The following is a 15,534-nucleotide window of genomic DNA, read 5'->3' as shown; positions in this document are numbered from 1 at the left end:
GTCCGCTCAGCCGGTGTCCCGGCCTCGGATGACCCGCGCGGCGGCGAGGAGTTCACCCAGGACCGTCCGCACCGCTCCGCGCGCCGCGCTCTCGGGGCGGTGGAGGACGTCGACGTGGCGGTGGGCCCCGATACCGCTGAGCGGTCTGAGCACCACGCCGGGGTGCGGACGGGACGTCCAGCGGGGCATCAGGGCGATTCCGCCGCCCGCGGCGACCACCTCGGCGACCACCGAGATCTCGTTGACCCGGTGGACGATCTCGACCCGGCGGCCGGCCGCGGCGGAGACGGCGTCGACGGTCGCGAGGAGCGGGAAGCCGTCGTGCACGCTGATCCAGGGCTCGTCGGCGACGTCCTGCGCGGTCAGGGCGGACCGGTCGGCCAGCGGGTGGCCGACGGGCAGCGCGATGTCCAGCGGCTCGCGCAGCAGCGGCGTGACGACGGTGGTCCGCGGCCAGGGCGGGGCGTGGTCGAGGCGGTGGGCGACGACCAGGTCGTAACCGCGGGTCAGGGGCGGGAAACCGGCCTGGGGCACGTCCTCGTCGTGCAGGGTGAGGCGCGGGGAGCCCGGGGCCCGCAGCCGGCGCAGCAGCAGCGGGTAGAAGGCGGCGGCCCCGCTGTGGAAGGCGGCCAGCGACACGGTGCCCGCCGGTTCGTCGACGTACTCCTCGACGGTGTGGCGGGCCCGGGCCAGCGCCGTCTCCACGCCGATCGCCGCCTCGGCCAGGGCCTGTCCGGCCGCCGTGAGGACCAGCCTGCGCCCGGCCCGCTCGGTGAGCGGGACCGGGACCGAACGCTGGAGCAGGCGCAGTTGCTGCGAGATCGCCGAGGGCGTCACGCGCAGCGCCTCGGCGACCGCCGTGACGCTGCCCAGTTCGCCCAGCTCCCGGAGGACCCGCAGCTGCCGTTCGTCCACCACGTCAGTGTAGCTTCGCTAAAGGATCGGTTGAGCAAGTCGTCGTTTACTTCAACGTGCAGCTCCGCGATGGTGGACGGCATGCCTGCCACCCGCCGTACCGATGGAGTGCTGCTGGCCGTCGCCGTCGTCTGGGGCTCCAGCTATCTGACGGCGAAGACGGCCACGGACGCCCTCCCCGTGCTCACGGTCCTCTTCCTGCGCCACGCGATCGCCGCGGTCGCCTGTGTCCCCGTGCTCCGCGGAGCCGGTGCCCCGAGCCGCGACGAGAGGCGCTACGGCGGGCTGCTCGGCCTCACCCAGGCCGCCGTCCTGGTCCTGGAGACGTACGGCGTCGCCCACACCAGCGCCGGGAACGCGGGCCTGATCATCAGTCTCACCCTGGTGCTCACCCCGGTCCTGGACCGCGCGCCACTGCCGGGGAGGTTCTTCCTGGCCGCCGGGGTCTGTCTCGCCGGGGTCGCGCTGCTGGTGTCCGGCAACGGGCTGCACGCCCCCGGCGCCGGTGACCTGCTGATGCTCGCGGCGGCGGTGGCCCGGGCCGGTCATGTGGTGCTGGTCGGACGGGTGACCGCGGGCCGGTCCCTGCGCCCGCTCCCGCTGACGGCCGTGCAGAGCGTGGTCGGCGCGGTCCTCTTCCTCGGGCCCGCGGCGCCCGGTCTGCCGGCGCTCTCCCGGACGGCCCCCGGCACCTGGGCGCAGCTTCTCTACCTCGCCCTCTGCTGCGGTCTGTTCGCCTTCCTCGCCCAGACCTGGGCGATCCAGCGCACCTCCGCGACCCGGGCCGGGCTGCTCCTCGGCACCGAACCGGTCTGGGCCCTGCTGGTCGGCGTCGGGCTCGGCGGCGAACACCTCACCGTGCTCGCCGCGCTGGGAGCCGCACTGGTCGTGGCGGGGACGTACTGGGGCCGATCCATCGAAAGCGCCCGGCGGCCAGGAGCCGTGACGGCGGCACCGCTCGGCGCCGCCACCGACCTCTCGCAGGCGCGTTAACCTGAAAAACATTCCCCGGAAAACTTTCGTTTCCCTTGAAGTCGCGAATTCTTTCCGTATCGCACGTGGATTCGGAATTCGGCTTATTACTTCATAGGCGAGACACAACCGTCAGGTACCTCTCCCCGTCTAAGTCGGCGAAACGCAGACCATCGGGGAGTAACACCCCCGGTTTTTCTCTGGGGGCCGCACAGAATGATTCGCACTACCCTGACCGGGCGTGAACAGGGGGTGAAACCGGCGGGGGAGACAAAGCAGGAGTCCGGTCCTGCGGGGCGGCTCGGTGCCCGCCCCCGGACGGCCGCCGCCCTGCTCGCGGCCCTGCTCACGACCGTCGCCTTCTGTGCCGCCGACGCCGCCGCCCGCAGCTACCCGTTCGGCCCCCGTACCCGCAGCGTCAACGACCTCGGCAACCAGTACGTGCCCTTCCACGCCCACCTGTGGGACCTCCTGCACGGCAGGGCCGACGGCGGGCTCCTCGTCAACTGGCAGTCCGGCTACGGCTCCAGCTTCCTGCCGGACGTCGGCACCTATCTCAGCAGCCCGTTCGCCCTGCTGGTCGCGGTGTTCCCGCGCGACGAGATCGACCTCGCGGTGTACGCGATCACCGTGCTGAAGACGGCGACGGCCGGTGCCGCCATGGCCTGGCTGCTGCTCAGCCTGCGCCCTGGCCGCTGGTGGGCGGCCGGCCTGCTGGGCGCCTCCTACGCCCTGTGCGGCTGGAGCCTGGCGCTCGCCTCGTACAACCCGATGTGGCTCGACGGCCTGATCGCGCTGCCGCTGCTCTGCCTGGCCGGCGAGTGGATCATGGCCGGCCGGCGCCCGCTGCTCGGCGTGGTGATCGTCGCGCTCGCCTGGATCGCCAACTTCTACACCGCCTACATGGCCACCCTGGGCGCCGCCCTGGTGCTGCTGCTCCGGCTGGTGCTGGCCGGACTGCCCTGGCGGCGCGCCCTCGCGGTCGTGGGCCGGGCCGCGGTCACCGTCGGGCTCGGCATCGGACTGGCCGCGCCACTGGTGGTCGTCGTGTACTCCGGCACCAAGCACGCCTACCCGGGCCGCGAGGGCCACTTCGCCCCGGTCGGCACCGAGGACCTGCTCGCCCGGCTGCTGCCGACCACCTACAGCTACAGCTCCCCGGCCCTCTACGTCGGTGTCACGGCCCTGCTGCTGGCCCTGGCCCTGCCGTTCCACCGGGCGGTCCCCGTCCGGGTACGGGCCGGCTGGACCGTGCTGGTACTGGCGGTCGGCCTCTCCTTGCAGTGGGCGCCGACCAGCCTGGCCTGGCACGCCTTCGCCGCCCCGAACGGCAGCTCCTACCGCCAGGCCTTCGTGTTCTGCGCCCTGCTGGTCATCGCCGCCTGGCACGCACTCGCCCACGGCCTGCCGGACCGGCGGGCGCTGGGCGCGGCGGCCGTGCTGCTGGTCCTGGTCGCGGCGGTCGCGAGCCGCAGCTCCCTGACCCAGCGGCACTCCCACCTCACCTGGCCGGTCGTGGCGCTCGCCGCCGTGGGCGCCCTCGGCGGGCTCGCCCTCCTCGCCCGCGGGAACGGGCGGCCCGCGCTGGTCGGACTCGCCGCGCTGCTGCTGATCGGCGCGCAGTTCGGCGAGGCCGCCGCCACCTCCGCCGTGGCCACCCACCGGCGCCTGAGCGAGATGGACGACTACGCCCCCTGGGGCGACCGCCAGCAGCGCGAGGCGGACGCCGTGGCCCGGGCGGACGCCTGGCCGAGGTACCGCACGGAACCCGGCCGGGAGCAGACGGTCGCCAACGACCCGATGACGGTCGGCGGCCAGGGCGCCCAGTACTACAGCAGCCTCACCTCCGACGTCCTCGGCCGCACCCTCACCGCGCTCGGCGACGGCTGGACCTCGCGCGGCCGCAGCTTGCAGAGCCTCGACAACCCGGTCACCGACGCGGTGTTCTCGGTGGGCGCCCGGGTGCACAACCCGCCGGATCCGCACCAGAAGTGGCTGCCCCAGGGCGGCGGCCCGTCGACCCTGACCCGGGAGGACGTCCCGCCGCTGGTGACCGTGCGGCCGGCCGCGGCCCGGTCCACGCCCGCCGCCTTCGGTCCCTCGCCCTACCGCAACCAGGAACTGCTGCTGGGCGCCCGCGTCTACACGCTGCCCGCCACCACCCTCAGCGGCGACCGGAGAGGCGACGAGGCACGGGGGCTGCTGGTGGACGGGGAGCGGACGCTCACCGCGCGCTGCCGGCCCGGGAACTCGGTCTTCCTGTGGGCGCCGCACTACTCCGGTACCGCCCGACTCCCCGGCGACGGCGGACAGCGGCTCTACCGGTCGGACGCCGAGGGCACCAAGATCGCCGCGATGCAGCCGCTCGGCACGGTCCCCGCCGCCGGGCAGGTCCGCATCGAGCTGAAGCCGAACCGGCTCAGCCGGGTTCCGGCGCGGGGTGCCGTCGGCTGTCTCGACACGGCGCGACTGCGGGACGCCGTACGGCGGTTGACGGCGTCCGCCGCGACGGAGGTGACCGTCTCCGACGGCACGCTGCACGCCCGGCTCCCCGCCGGCAGCAAGGGCACCGCCGTGGTGGCCGCCCCCCGGATCGCCGGCTGGCGCTGCTCCGCCGGCGGCGACGAGGCCCCGGCGGGCGAGTACCACGGCCTGATCGCCGTTCCCCTGCACGGCTCCGCCACCAGCCTCACCTGCACCTTCCACCCGCCCGGTCTGCGCCTGGGCACCGCCGTCGGCGGCGCCTCGCTGCTGGCCCTGCTGCTGCTCGGCGCCGGCACGGCCGTACGCCGCAGATCCGCCGCCCGCTCCGGCGAGCCGCCGGCCACCGAGCCCACGACCACCGCTCACTGACCCGTCCCCAGGGGGAGAGGAACCCATGCTGATATCGATCGTGGCGCCCTGCTACAACGAGGAAGACGTCATCGAGCGCTTCCACGAGCAGGTCCAGCGGATCGCCAACGAACTCCTGCCGCTCGGCCACGACATGGAGTTCGTGTACGTCGACGACGGCAGCCGCGACCGCACGCTGACCCTGCTGAGCCGGATCGCCGACGGTGACTCCCGCGTCCGGTACGTCTCCTTCAGCCGCAACTTCGGCAAGGAGTCGGCCCTGCTCGCCGGTCTGAAGCACGCCACCGGTGACTGCGTGATCGTCATGGACGCCGACCTCCAGCACCCGCCAGAGCTGATCAAGCGCATGGTCGAACTGCGTGCCGAGGGCTACGACCAGGTCATCGCCAGGCGGACCCGGCAGGGCGACCGCTTCACCCGGACCCTCACGGCCCGTCTCTACTACCGGCTGATCAACCGGCTCGTCGACGTCGAACTCGTCGACGGCGTGGGCGACTTCCGGCTGATGTCACGCCGGGTGGTGGACGCGGTCGTGGACCTCACCGAGTACAACCGCTTCTCCAAGGGCCTGTTCGCCTGGGTCGGGTTCCCCAGCACCACCTTCGAGTACGAGAACGCGGTGCGCGAACACGGCACCAGCTCCTGGTCGTTCCGCAGTCTGCTCAACTACGGACTGGACGGGCTGCTCTCCTTCAACAACCGCCCGCTGCGCGCCGCGCTCTACCTCGGTATGACCCTGCTGGCCCTGGCCGGCGTGTACACGGCGTGGATCGTGGGCGCGGCGATGATCCACGGTGTCCAGACGCCCGGCTATGTCACCATCATTACAGCCGTCACCGCCCTGGCCGGCGTCCAGATGATCATGCTCGGGGTCATCGGGGAGTACACCGGCCGGATCTACTACGAGGTCAAGGGGCGCCCGCACTTCCTGGTGAAGGCGACGAACGTGGACCGTACGGAAGACCGCACCCGCGGCACGACGAAGGACCTCATCCCCTGATGCCGAACGCCACCCTGTCGACCACCACAGGACCCACCCGCCCGATATCGGGGCAGATCGTCACCTTCGCGGTGGTGGGTGTCGTCAACACGGCCACGTACTACGGCCTTTACCTGCTTCTTCTCAGGTATTTGCCGTACCTTGCGGCGCACGTTGTCGCCTTTGTGCTGAGCATGATCGGCTCGTTTTTTCTCAATGCCCGGTTCACTTACCGGATCCGTCCCACCTGGCGGAAATTCCTGCTTTTCCCGCTGACCAACGCGACGAATTTCGTGATCACCACGGTGGGTGTGTACGTGATCGTCGACGTACTCCACGTGGGCAGCAAGTTCGCGCCGCTGATGGCGTCGGCGGCGGCGATTCCGGTGACGTTCGTGGTGTCGCGGTGGGTCATGCTGCCGAAGGTCGAGGCGGCCTAGCCCGCCGCGTCGCCGAGGCCCGGCTCGCCGCGGCCTCCGCGCGACCGGCGCGGGACTGACGAGCGACGGGGCGGGGCAGCTCTCGGTCGGGGTGTGCGGAGCGGGCGTCAGCCCCGTCGCGCCTCCCGCCCGCCCCTCCCTCCGCATGCATTGCATAAAAGTGCAGCGAACCGTATAGTCATGCCATCAGGAGGAGGATGGACATGGCGGTACGTGCGGCGGTGGCCGGAGCGAGCGGGTACGCGGGCGGAGAGGTCCTGCGGCTGCTCCTCGCGCACCCCGAGGTCGAGATCGGCACCCTGACCGGCAACTCCAACGCGGGCCAGCGCCTCGGCGCACTCCAGCCGCACCTGCTGCCGCTGGCCGACCGCGTGCTCGCGGAGACCACCCCCGAGGCCCTCGCCGGGCACGACGTCGTCTTCCTCGCGCTGCCGCACGGCCAGTCCGCCGCCGTCGCCGAGCAGCTCGGCCCGGACGTCCTCGTCGTCGACATGGGCGCCGACTTCCGCCTGAAGGACCCGGCCGACTGGGAGCGCTTCTACGGCTCCCCGCACGCCGGCACCTGGCCCTACGGCCTTCCCGAACTGCCGGGTGCCCGCGCCGCGCTGGAGGGGTCCAAGCGCATCGCGGTGCCCGGTTGCTACCCCACCGCCGTCTCCCTGGCCCTGTACCCGGCCTACGCCGCGCAGATCGCCGGGCCCGAGGCGGTGATCGTCGCCGCGTCCGGCACCTCCGGCGCGGGCAAGGCGCCCAAGCCGCACCTGCTGGGCAGTGAGGTCATGGGCTCCATGACGCCGTACGGCGTCGGCGGCGGCCACCGGCACACCCCCGAGATGATCCAGAACCTCAGCGCGGCGGCCGGGGAGCGGGTCGCCGTCTCCTTCACGCCGACGCTCGCGCCGATGTCCCGGGGCATCCTCGCCACGTGCAGCGCCCCGGCGAAGGACGGCGTGACCGCGGAGTCCGTCCGCGCCGCCTACCAGAAGGCCTACGCCGACGAGCCCTTCGTTCATCTGCTCCCCGAGGGCCAGTGGCCCGCCACGGCGTCCGTCCACGGTTCCAACGCCGTTCAGGTGCAGGTCGCGTACGACGAGGCGGTGCACCGCATCATCGCGATCAGCGCCATCGACAACCTGACCAAGGGCACCGCCGGCGGTGCCGTCCAGAGCATGAACCTCGCCCTGGGTCTCGCCGAGACCACCGGGCTGACCACGATCGGAGTTGCGCCGTGAGCGTGACGGCAGCGAAGGGATTCACGGCGGCGGGCATCGCCGCCGGGATCAAGGAGAACGGCAACCCGGACCTGGCCCTCGTGGTCAACACCGGACCCCGCCGTGCCGCCGCGGGCGTCTTCACCTCCAACCGTGTGAAGGCCGCGCCGGTCCTGTGGTCCGAGCAGGTCCTCAGGAGCGGCCAGGTCTCGGCCGTCGTCCTCAACTCCGGCGGCGCCAACGCCTGCACCGGCCCCAAGGGCTTCCAGGACACCCACGCGACCGCCGAGAAGGCCGCCGAGGTGCTCGGGCGCGGTGCCATCGAGGTGGCCGTCTGCTCGACCGGTCTGATCGGCGTGCTCCTGCCCATGGACAAGCTGCTGCCCGGCGTCGAGACCGCCGCCGGCCAGCTCTCCGAGCACGGCGGCGAGAAGGCCGCCATCGCCATCAAGACCACCGACACCGTGCACAAGACGTCGGTCGTCACGAAGGACGGCTGGACCGTCGGCGGCATGGCCAAGGGCGCGGGCATGCTCGCCCCCGGCCTCGCCACCATGCTGGTCGTCCTCACCACGGACGCGGTCGTCGAGAGCGAGGACCTGGACAAGGCGCTCCGGGCCGCCACCCGCACCACCTTCGACCGGGTCGACTCCGACGGCTGCATGTCCACCAACGACACCGTGCTGCTGCTCGCCTCCGGTTCGGCCGACGTCACCCCGGAGTACGCGGAGTTCGCCGAGGCCGTCCGCGCCGTCTGCGACGATCTCGGGCAGCAGCTGATCCGGGACGCCGAGGGCGCCAGCAAGGACATCAAGGTCGAGGTGGTCAACGCGGCCTCCGAGGAGGACGCCGTCGAGGTGGGCCGGTCCATCGCCCGCAACAACCTCCTCAAGTGCGCCATCCACGGCGAGGACCCCAACTGGGGCCGCGTGCTCTCCGCGATCGGCACCACCCAGGCCGCCTTCGAGCCCGACCGGCTGAACGTCGCCATCAACGGCGTCTGGGTCTGCAAGAACGGCGGGGTGGGCGAGGACCGCGAGAAGGTCGACATGCGCTACCGCGAGGTGCACATCGTCGCCGACCTCGCCGCGGGCGCCGAGACCGCGACGATCTGGACCAACGACCTGACCGCCGACTACGTCCACGAGAACAGCGCGTATTCGTCATGAGCACCACGCGTAAGCACACCGCGCTGCCCAAGGCGCAGACCCTCATCGAGGCGCTGCCCTGGCTGGTCCGGCACAACGGCAGGACCGTCGTGATCAAGTTCGGCGGCAATGCCATGATCGACGAGGACCTGAAGGCCGCCTTCGCCCAGGACGTCGTCTTCCTGCACCACGCCGGTCTCAAGCCGGTCGTCGTGCACGGCGGCGGCCCGCAGATCAGCGCCGCCCTCGACAAGCACGGCATCGTCAGCGAGTTCAAGGCCGGCCTCCGGGTCACCACCGAGGACGCCATGGACGTCGTACGGATGGTGCTCGCCGGGCAGGTCCAGCGCGAGCTGGTCAACCTGCTCAACCAGCACGGGCCGCTCGCCGTCGGACTGACCGGCGAGGACGCCCACACCATCACCGCGACCAAGCACCAGCCCACGATCGACGGCGAGTTGATCGACATCGGGCGGGTCGGCGAGATCACCGCGATCGACACGGGCGCGATCGAGGCCCTGCTCGCCGACGGCCGGATCCCGGTCGTCTCCTCCATCGCCCGCTCGCAGGACGACGGGCATGTCTACAACGTCAATGCTGATACGGCGGCTGCGGCACTCGCTGCTGCTCTGGGCGCCGAAACCCTCATGGTCCTCACCGACGTCGAGGGCCTCTACGAGGACTGGCCGAACTCCGACGAGGTGATCAGCCGCCTCACCGCTTCCCAACTGGAGAAGCTGCTGCCGGAGCTGAGCGCCGGCATGGTGCCGAAGATGGAGGGCTGCCTGCACGCCGTGCGCAACGGCGTACAGACCGCCCGGGTCATCGACGGCCGGGTCCAGCACTCGATCCTGCTGGAGATCTTCACGGACGAAGGCATCGGCACGATGGTCGTGCCGGATCCGGAGGGGGAGTCATGAGCAACCAGGAACTGACCTCGCGCTGGCAGGGCGCGCTCATGAACAACTACGGCACCCCGCGGCTGCCCCTGGTGCGCGGCGAGGGCGTCAAGGTCTGGGACACCGACGGCCGGGAGTACCTCGACCTCGTCGCCGGCATCGCCACCAACGCGCTCGGCCACGCCCACCCGGCGATCGTCGAGGCCGTGAGCGGCCAGATCGCCTCCCTCGGCCACATCTCCAACTTCTTCATGGCCGAGCCCACCGTCGCCCTCGCCGAACGGCTGCTCCAGCTCTTCGGCCGGGACGGCAGGGTCTTCTTCTGCAACTCCGGCGCCGAGGCCAACGAGGCCGCCTTCAAGATCGGCCGGCTGACCGGGCGGACCCACATGGTCGCCACCGACGGCGGCTTCCACGGCCGTACGATGGGCGCCCTCGCGCTCACCGGCCAGCCCGCCAAGCAGGACCCGTTCCGCCCGCTGCCCGCCGACGTCACCCACGTGCCCTACGGGGACGCGCAGGCGCTGGCCGCCGCGGTCACCGAGGAGACCGCCCTCGTCGTCATCGAGCCCGTCCAGGGCGAGAACGGCGTGGTCGTCCCTCCGGCCGGCTACCTCAAGGCGGCCCGCGCGATCACCGCCGCCACCGGCGCCCTGCTCGTCCTCGACGAGGTGCAGACCGGCATCGGCCGCACCGGCACCTGGTTCGAGTACCAGGCCCACGAGGGCGTGCTGCCCGACGTCGTCACCCTCGCCAAGCAGCTCGGCGGCGGACTGCCGCTGGGCGCCACCGTGGCCTTCGGCCGCGCCGCCGAACTGCTCCAGCCGGGCCACCACGGCACCACCTTCGGTGGCAACCCGGTCGCCTGCGCAGCCGGGCTCGCCGTCCTCGACACCATCGAGAACGAGGGGTTGCTGGAGAACGTCAAGCGGCAGAGCGGCAGGTTGCGGGACGGAATCGAGGGTCTCGGTCACGGGTTGATCGATTATGTCCGGGGGGCGGGTCTCCTCCTGGGTATCGTGCTCACCGAGCCGCGCGCGGTACAGGTGCAGCAGGCGGCTCAGGAGGCCGGGTTCCTGGTGAACGCGCCCGCTCCCGACGTCGTACGGCTGATGCCGCCGCTGAACCTCCGCGACGCCGAGGCGGACGCCCTGCTCGGGGCCCTGCCCGGCATCCTCGACGCAGCGAGCGGGGACGGACGATCCGGAGAATGAGACGACGATGAGCCACGCGCAGGAGTTCGACCAGTCCGGCGGGGCGGGGCCCGCGGTGCCGCAGACCCGGACCGCCCGGCACCGCCGGATCGTGGACATCCTCAACCGGCAGCCGGTGCGCTCACAGAGCCAGCTCGCCAAGCTGCTCGCCGACGACGGGCTCACGGTCACCCAGGCCACCCTCTCCCGGGACCTCGACGAGCTGAACGCGGTGAAGATCCGCAACACCGACGGCGAGCTCATCTACGCGGTCCCCAGCGAGGGCGGCTTCCGCACCCCCCGCGCCCCGCTCGGGGAGTCGGCCAAGGAGGAGCGGATGCGCCGCCTCTCCCAGGAGCTGCTGATCTCGGCCGAGGCGTCCGCGAACCTGGTCGTCCTGCGCACCCCGCCCGGCGCGGCCCAGTTCCTCGCCTCGGCCATCGACCAGGCCGAGCTGCACGACATCCTGGGGACCATCGCAGGCGACGACACCCTGCTGCTCATCAGCCGGGAGCCGACCGGCGGCCAGGCCCTCGCGGAGCATCTGCTGCGCCTGGCCCAGAACGGCCACTGACCCGCGTGCGGGGCCCGGCCCGCCGACGGAGAATGGGTATGTGATCTTCCGCGGCGAGCGGTCAGGCGGGCGGGCAATCCCCTGGCGGCCGTCGAACGTATACAGAGGTGTGACGGGCTTCCGGTTCCCTGTCGGCCGCCTCCCGGACGAAGCTCTGCTGTCCGGGCTGGCCACCGGAGACCCGGAGCTCGCGGTGATCTTCGTACGGAGGTTCCAGCACCGGGTCTTCGGGGTCGCGATGGCCGTCACCGGGGACCAGCAGCTCGCCGAGGACATCGCCCAGCAGACCTTCGAGCGTGCCTGGCGGCACGCCCAGATCTACGACTCGCGCCGTGGCTCCGTCACCACCTGGCTGACGACCATCGCGCACAACCTCGCCGTCGACGCCGTCCGCGCCCGCCGGACGGAGCCGATGGCACCCGAGGACCTCGACCCCCTCCTCGACGCCGTCACCGAGACCCCCGAACGGTGGGCGCTGGCCGACGAGGCCTCCACCCAGCTCCGGGCCGCACTCGGCCGGCTGCCCAGGGAACAGGCGCGGGCCCTGTTGATGGCGGGCATCCACGGCATGACGGCCCAGCAGGTCGCCGACGTGGAAGGGATCCCGCTGGGCACCGCGAAGACCCGGATCAGAACGGCGATGGCGAGGCTCCGCACCGCACTCACGGCTCCGGAGGGAGGCGACCATGTCCGGTGACCCACACTGCGAGAAGCTGCGGGAGGCCGGTGCCGAACTGGCCCTGGGCGTCCTGCCCGGCCGCGAGCGGGCGGAGGCCGTCGCCCATCTGGACGGGTGCGCGGACTGCCGGGAGTACGTCCGTCAACTGACCGGCATCGGCGACCGGCTGATCGGCCTGCTGCCGGAGAGCGAGCCACCGCCCGGCTTCGAGACCCGGGTGGCGCGCAGCCTCGGCGAGCAGGCGGCGGGGCCCGAGGGGGCCGGCCGGCGCGCCTCCCAGCACCTGCGCGGCCGCGCCCGGCGGGCCCGGCTGCGGCTCGCGGCGGCCTGCGCCGCCCTCGCCGTCGCGGTCGGCTTCGCCGGCTGGGGGATCGGCACCGTCGTCGAGGGCGCCACCGCCTCCCCGCCGGCCGCCGTCGAGTCCGAGCCCGTACTGGTCGGGGACATGATCCCGGCCGGCGGCGGGCAGCCCGTCGGCGAGGTCTACGCCCACCCGGGCAGCCCCGCCTGGATGTTCGTGTCCGTCGCCCTTCCCGGCACCCCCTACAACGGCAGGATCACCTGCCTCCTGGAACGCGCCGACGGCAGGACCACCCGGGTCGGCGACTTCCCCGTACGGGACGGACGCGGCAACTGGGGGGTGGCGGTCCCCGTCGACCTCACCGGGTACTCCGGCACCCGTCTGACCACCGCCGACGGGACCGTGCTCGCCACCGCCCGGCTTCAGCAGGGCAGGGTGGTGACACCCGAGACGTGACTCACCGGCCGGGGACCGGGGCGGGCAGCGCGGCCTCCAGGGCGCTGACCAGACCGGCGACGGTGGGACGGGCCGCGGGATCCTCCCGCAGACAGCCGTCCACGGCGGCGGCGAGCGCGCGAGGTAGCCGCCGCCGGGACGAGAGGGGCGGCGCCCGGTGCTCCGCCACGGCCCCGCCGTCGCCGAACGGCCCGGCCCCGTACGCCGCTTCGAACAGCGTGACGCCGATGCCCCACACATCGGCGGCGGCCGTGAGCGTCCCGCCGCGGGCCTGCTCGGGAGAGCGGTAGCCACGGGTGCCGAGCCCGGCGGGGGCGGGGCCGGGCCGCCGGGCCACACTCAGGTCGAACACCTTGACGTGCCCGCGGTCCACCACCACGTTGGCCGGCTTGAGGTCCAGGTGCAGCAGGCCCCGGCCGTGCAGGTAGTGCGCCACCGAGCACAACTGCACGCCGAGCAGCGCCACATCGGCGGCGGCCGGCCGCCGCCGCAGCCGGTGCAGCAGATGGGAGAGCGTCTCACCGGTCAGCGTCTCCAGGACGATCAGCGGTCGGGGGGAGCCGAACACCTCGTACCCGCGGACCAGATGCGGGTGGCTGAACTCCCGCAGCCAGCGGCCCTCCCGCAACAGCCGCGCCGCCAGCGCCCGCTCGCCCCGCCGGTCGGGACGCACCACCTTGATCACACAACGGCAGTACCGCTCCCGGCTCCAGGCGTCGTGGACGTCCAGCCACCCGGTCCGCGTGAGATGCGCCAGCACCTCGTACCCCGGGACCGGTTCCGTGCCCGGCGCCAGCGGCGGCACCCGGACCGCGGGACTCATGACAGCACCGCTCCCGCGTGCAGCCGGTGCAGCCGCGCGTACGGCCCCTCGCGCCCGAGCAGATCGGCGGGCGCGCCGTCCTCCACGACCCGGCCGTGGTCGAGGACCACGATCCGGGTGGCGTCGCGCACGGTCAGCAGGTTGTGGGAGATGACCACGGTCGTCCGGCCCGCCATCAGCCGGCGCAGCGGCTCCATGATCCGCCGGCCCGACCGGATGTCGAGCCCGGCGGTCGGCTCGTCCAGCAGCAGTACCGGAGCGTCCCGGATCATCGCGCGGGCGATCGCCAGCCGCTGGCACTGGCCCCCGGAGAGCGTCCGGCCGCGCTGGCCCACGAGGGTGTCGTAGCCCTCCGGGAGCCGTTCGACGAACTCGTGCGCGTCCGCGGCCCGGGCCGCCGCGACGATCTCCGCCTCGGTGGCCGACGGTCTGCCGTAGGCGATGTTCTCCCGCACGGTGCCGTGGAAGACGAGCGTCTCCTGGAGCAGCACCGCCACACTGTCGCGTACGTCGGTCAGACACAGCTCGCGCAGGTCGGTCCCGTCGAGGCGGACCGCGCCCCGGTCGGGGTCGTAGAACCGCAACTGGAGCTTCGCGACCGTGGACTTGCCCGCCCCGCTCGCCCCGACCAGCGCCAGCGTCTCGCCGGGCGCCACCCGGAAGGACACGTCCGACAGCGCGGGGGCCGCCGCACCGGGATAGCCGAACCACACCCCGTCGAACTCCACCGCGCCGCGCGCCCGCCGGATCCGCCGGGCGTGCGGCGCCTCGGCCACCTGGGGCCGCTGGTCGAGGAGTTCGATGATCCGTTCCGCCGAGGCGGAGGCCGCGTAGAAGGTGGTGCCCAGCCCGGACAGACCGTGGACCGGGCCGTACAGCTTCCCGATCAGGGCGAGGAAGACCAGCAGCCCGCCGAGCGTGAGCCGGCCCCTGGCCAGCTCCCAGGTGCCCAGGCCCAGTACCGCGAGACCACCCGCCACCTCGACGAACTCGACCACGGGCGCGTACACGGCCCGGATCCGCGCGGCGGTCATCGTCGCCCGGAACCTGCCGACGCTCTCCCGCTCGAACCGGTGCGCCTCCCAGCCCTGCCGGTTGTACGCCTGCACCAGCACGACATTGCCCAGGGACTCCTCGGCGATCGCGCTGAGCGAGCCGGTGCGCTGTCTGCGCTCCCGTGACGCGTCCTTGATCAGGCGGGAGAAGTGCCGGGCGCAGCCCCAGAAGAGCGGTACGACGGCGAGGGAGACCAGCGTCAGGTCCCAGCGCAGGTAGCAGAGCAGACCGAGGAAGACGGCGAGCCGGATCACGTAGTAGAGGGCGTCGGCGACGCCGGAGAGCAGGAACGTCTCCACCGCGTCGACGTCACCCGTGACGCGGGACAGCACGTCCCCCAGCCGGCGGCGCTCGAAGAAGCCGAGCGACAGGCCCTGGACATGCCGGAAGACGTCGCAGCGCAGCGCGAGCAGGAAGCGCTCGCCGACCCAGGTGGAGGTCACCTCGTCGGCGAAGCCGAGCACACCGGAACAGACGACGAGGCCCAGGAAGGCGGGCGCGATCCACAGGAACGGCCGCAGCTCCCGGGTGACCAGCACGTCGTCGACGAGGATCTTGAAGAGCCAGAGCTCGGCCGCGTCCACGGCGGGCGCGGTCAGGCTCAGCAGCACGACGGGCACGAGCCAGCGGCGTCCCCCGCGGGTGTACGGCCAGAACCGCCGGAACACCTCACGCGGGGAGACCGGGGGCGCGGCCGCCACGACGGGCACCTGTCCCATGGCACGGGCTCCTCAGACCGAGCGGACCGGCCGCTCCGGTTGCCGGTCCGCTCACCCTTCCCTCTGTGGTCAGTAGCCGCCGTGGCCGCCGTGGCCGCCGTGGCCGCCGTGGTCGTGACGGTCGCCGTGGCCGTGGTGGTCGCCGCCGAAGTGGTCGTGGTCGTGACCGTGCCGGTCCCCGAACCGGTCGTCGCCGTGGCCGGACGAACGGTCGTCGCGGTCGCGATGCATGGCGGGCAGGAGATTGCTGAAGATGGCCATGGTGTGCCTCCCGAAACTCGCTTCACACGGGATACGGGGGAGGAGGGAATATGGA

The 15,534-nt window shown here is 72.5% G+C and carries 15 protein-coding genes; 11 read left to right on the top strand and 4 right to left on the bottom strand.

Annotated features, from left to right (window positions below):
• Positions 1-6: 6 nt before the first annotated feature.
• Positions 7-915, bottom strand: a complete 909-nt coding sequence (locus AAW13_RS06070; protein ID WP_046726759.1) for a LysR family transcriptional regulator — start codon at positions 913-915, stop codon at positions 7-9.
• An 81-nt stretch (positions 916-996) separates the two neighbouring features.
• On the opposite strand from AAW13_RS06070, the gene AAW13_RS06065 reads away from it, so the two are divergent.
• The 11 genes from AAW13_RS06065 (at position 997) to AAW13_RS06015 (ending at position 12,620) form a co-directional block, all read left to right on the top strand.
• Positions 997-1,908: a DMT family transporter gene (locus tag AAW13_RS06065; protein ID WP_046726758.1), complete on the top strand. Its 912-nt coding sequence runs from the start codon at positions 997-999 to the stop codon at positions 1,906-1,908.
• A 195-nt stretch (positions 1,909-2,103) separates the two neighbouring features.
• Positions 2,104-4,740 (top strand): YfhO family protein, encoded by a 2,637-nt coding sequence (locus tag AAW13_RS06060; RefSeq protein ID WP_079178718.1) that lies wholly within the window; start codon positions 2,104-2,106, stop codon positions 4,738-4,740.
• Between the two features lie 25 nt (positions 4,741-4,765).
• Positions 4,766-5,740: a glycosyltransferase family 2 protein gene (locus AAW13_RS06055; RefSeq protein WP_046726680.1), complete on the top strand. Its 975-nt coding sequence runs from the start codon at positions 4,766-4,768 to the stop codon at positions 5,738-5,740.
• A complete protein-coding gene (locus tag AAW13_RS06050) occupies positions 5,740-6,159 on the top strand; it encodes a GtrA family protein (protein ID WP_046726679.1) in 420 nt (139 codons plus the stop codon). The genes AAW13_RS06055 and AAW13_RS06050 overlap by 1 nt, the downstream gene beginning before the upstream one ends.
• 203 nt (positions 6,160-6,362) lie before the next feature.
• Complete coding sequence (gene argC, locus AAW13_RS06045; RefSeq protein ID WP_046726757.1) at positions 6,363-7,391, top strand: N-acetyl-gamma-glutamyl-phosphate reductase; 1,029 nt, start codon at positions 6,363-6,365, stop codon at positions 7,389-7,391.
• Positions 7,388-8,539: a bifunctional glutamate N-acetyltransferase/amino-acid acetyltransferase ArgJ gene (argJ, locus tag AAW13_RS06040; protein WP_046726678.1), complete on the top strand. Its 1,152-nt coding sequence runs from the start codon at positions 7,388-7,390 to the stop codon at positions 8,537-8,539. Before argC ends, argJ begins: the two co-directional genes overlap by 4 nt.
• On the top strand, positions 8,536-9,438 hold the full coding sequence (gene argB, locus AAW13_RS06035; protein ID WP_046726677.1) for an acetylglutamate kinase: 903 nt from the start codon (positions 8,536-8,538) through the stop codon (positions 9,436-9,438). Before argJ ends, argB begins: the two co-directional genes overlap by 4 nt.
• Positions 9,435-10,631 carry an acetylornithine transaminase gene (locus AAW13_RS06030; protein WP_046726676.1) on the top strand — a complete coding sequence of 399 codons (1,197 nt, stop codon included), beginning with the start codon at positions 9,435-9,437 and terminating at the stop codon, positions 10,629-10,631. Before argB ends, AAW13_RS06030 begins: the two co-directional genes overlap by 4 nt.
• 7 nt (positions 10,632-10,638) lie before the next feature.
• Positions 10,639-11,184, top strand: a complete 546-nt coding sequence (locus tag AAW13_RS06025; RefSeq protein WP_046726675.1) for an arginine repressor — start codon at positions 10,639-10,641, stop codon at positions 11,182-11,184.
• Between the two features lie 109 nt (positions 11,185-11,293).
• The gene (locus AAW13_RS06020; RefSeq protein WP_046726674.1) at positions 11,294-11,881 is read left to right on the top strand and encodes an RNA polymerase sigma factor; all 588 of its coding nucleotides are present in this window, start codon (positions 11,294-11,296) and stop codon (positions 11,879-11,881) included.
• The gene (locus tag AAW13_RS06015; protein ID WP_046726673.1) at positions 11,871-12,620 is read left to right on the top strand and encodes a zf-HC2 domain-containing protein; all 750 of its coding nucleotides are present in this window, start codon (positions 11,871-11,873) and stop codon (positions 12,618-12,620) included. Before AAW13_RS06020 ends, AAW13_RS06015 begins: the two co-directional genes overlap by 11 nt.
• A 1-nt stretch (position 12,621) precedes the next feature.
• Here AAW13_RS06015 and AAW13_RS06010 read toward each other — a convergent pair whose 3' ends face one another.
• The 3 genes from AAW13_RS06010 to AAW13_RS06000 all read right to left on the bottom strand — a co-directional run bounded on the left by AAW13_RS06010 (position 12,622) and on the right by AAW13_RS06000 (position 15,479).
• Positions 12,622-13,443 (bottom strand): serine/threonine-protein kinase, encoded by an 822-nt coding sequence (locus AAW13_RS06010; RefSeq protein WP_046726672.1) that lies wholly within the window; start codon positions 13,441-13,443, stop codon positions 12,622-12,624.
• On the bottom strand, positions 13,440-15,218 hold the full coding sequence (locus AAW13_RS06005; protein WP_046726671.1) for an ABC transporter ATP-binding protein: 1,779 nt from the start codon (positions 15,216-15,218) through the stop codon (positions 13,440-13,442). Before AAW13_RS06005 ends, AAW13_RS06010 begins: the two co-directional genes overlap by 4 nt.
• 69 nt (positions 15,219-15,287) lie before the next feature.
• Positions 15,288-15,479, bottom strand: a complete 192-nt coding sequence (locus AAW13_RS06000) for a hypothetical protein (RefSeq protein WP_046726670.1) — start codon at positions 15,477-15,479, stop codon at positions 15,288-15,290.
• Positions 15,480-15,534 lie beyond the last annotated feature (55 nt).

This window comes from Streptomyces humi, from assembly GCF_001005085.2.
Lineage (GTDB): Bacteria > Actinomycetota > Actinomycetes > Streptomycetales > Streptomycetaceae > Streptomyces > Streptomyces humi.
Note: the sequence above shows the minus strand (reverse complement) of the source record. Positions and strands in the feature narration are given on the sequence as shown.

What these genes read in the sequence shown, in the direction of transcription:
- AAW13_RS06055 (WP_046726680.1), top strand. Translation starts at nt 4,766, where the DNA reads ATGCTGATATCGATCGTGGCGCCCTGCTACAACGAGGAAGACGTCATC.
- argB (WP_046726677.1), top strand. Translation starts at nt 8,536, where the DNA reads ATGAGCACCACGCGTAAGCACACCGCGCTGCCCAAGGCGCAGACCCTC.
- AAW13_RS06025 (WP_046726675.1), top strand. Translation starts at nt 10,639, where the DNA reads ATGAGCCACGCGCAGGAGTTCGACCAGTCCGGCGGGGCGGGGCCCGCG.
- AAW13_RS06050 (WP_046726679.1), top strand. Translation starts at nt 5,740, where the DNA reads ATGCCGAACGCCACCCTGTCGACCACCACAGGACCCACCCGCCCGATA.
- argC (WP_046726757.1), top strand. Translation starts at nt 6,363, where the DNA reads ATGGCGGTACGTGCGGCGGTGGCCGGAGCGAGCGGGTACGCGGGCGGA.
- AAW13_RS06010 (WP_046726672.1), bottom strand. Translation starts at nt 13,443, where the DNA reads ATGAGTCCCGCGGTCCGGGTGCCGCCGCTGGCGCCGGGCACGGAACCG.
- AAW13_RS06030 (WP_046726676.1), top strand. Translation starts at nt 9,435, where the DNA reads ATGAGCAACCAGGAACTGACCTCGCGCTGGCAGGGCGCGCTCATGAAC.
- AAW13_RS06065 (WP_046726758.1), top strand. Translation starts at nt 997, where the DNA reads ATGCCTGCCACCCGCCGTACCGATGGAGTGCTGCTGGCCGTCGCCGTC.
- AAW13_RS06015 (WP_046726673.1), top strand. Translation starts at nt 11,871, where the DNA reads ATGTCCGGTGACCCACACTGCGAGAAGCTGCGGGAGGCCGGTGCCGAA.
- AAW13_RS06060 (WP_079178718.1), top strand. Translation starts at nt 2,104, where the DNA reads ATGATTCGCACTACCCTGACCGGGCGTGAACAGGGGGTGAAACCGGCG.
- AAW13_RS06000 (WP_046726670.1), bottom strand. Translation starts at nt 15,479, where the DNA reads ATGGCCATCTTCAGCAATCTCCTGCCCGCCATGCATCGCGACCGCGAC.
- AAW13_RS06005 (WP_046726671.1), bottom strand. Translation starts at nt 15,218, where the DNA reads ATGGGACAGGTGCCCGTCGTGGCGGCCGCGCCCCCGGTCTCCCCGCGT.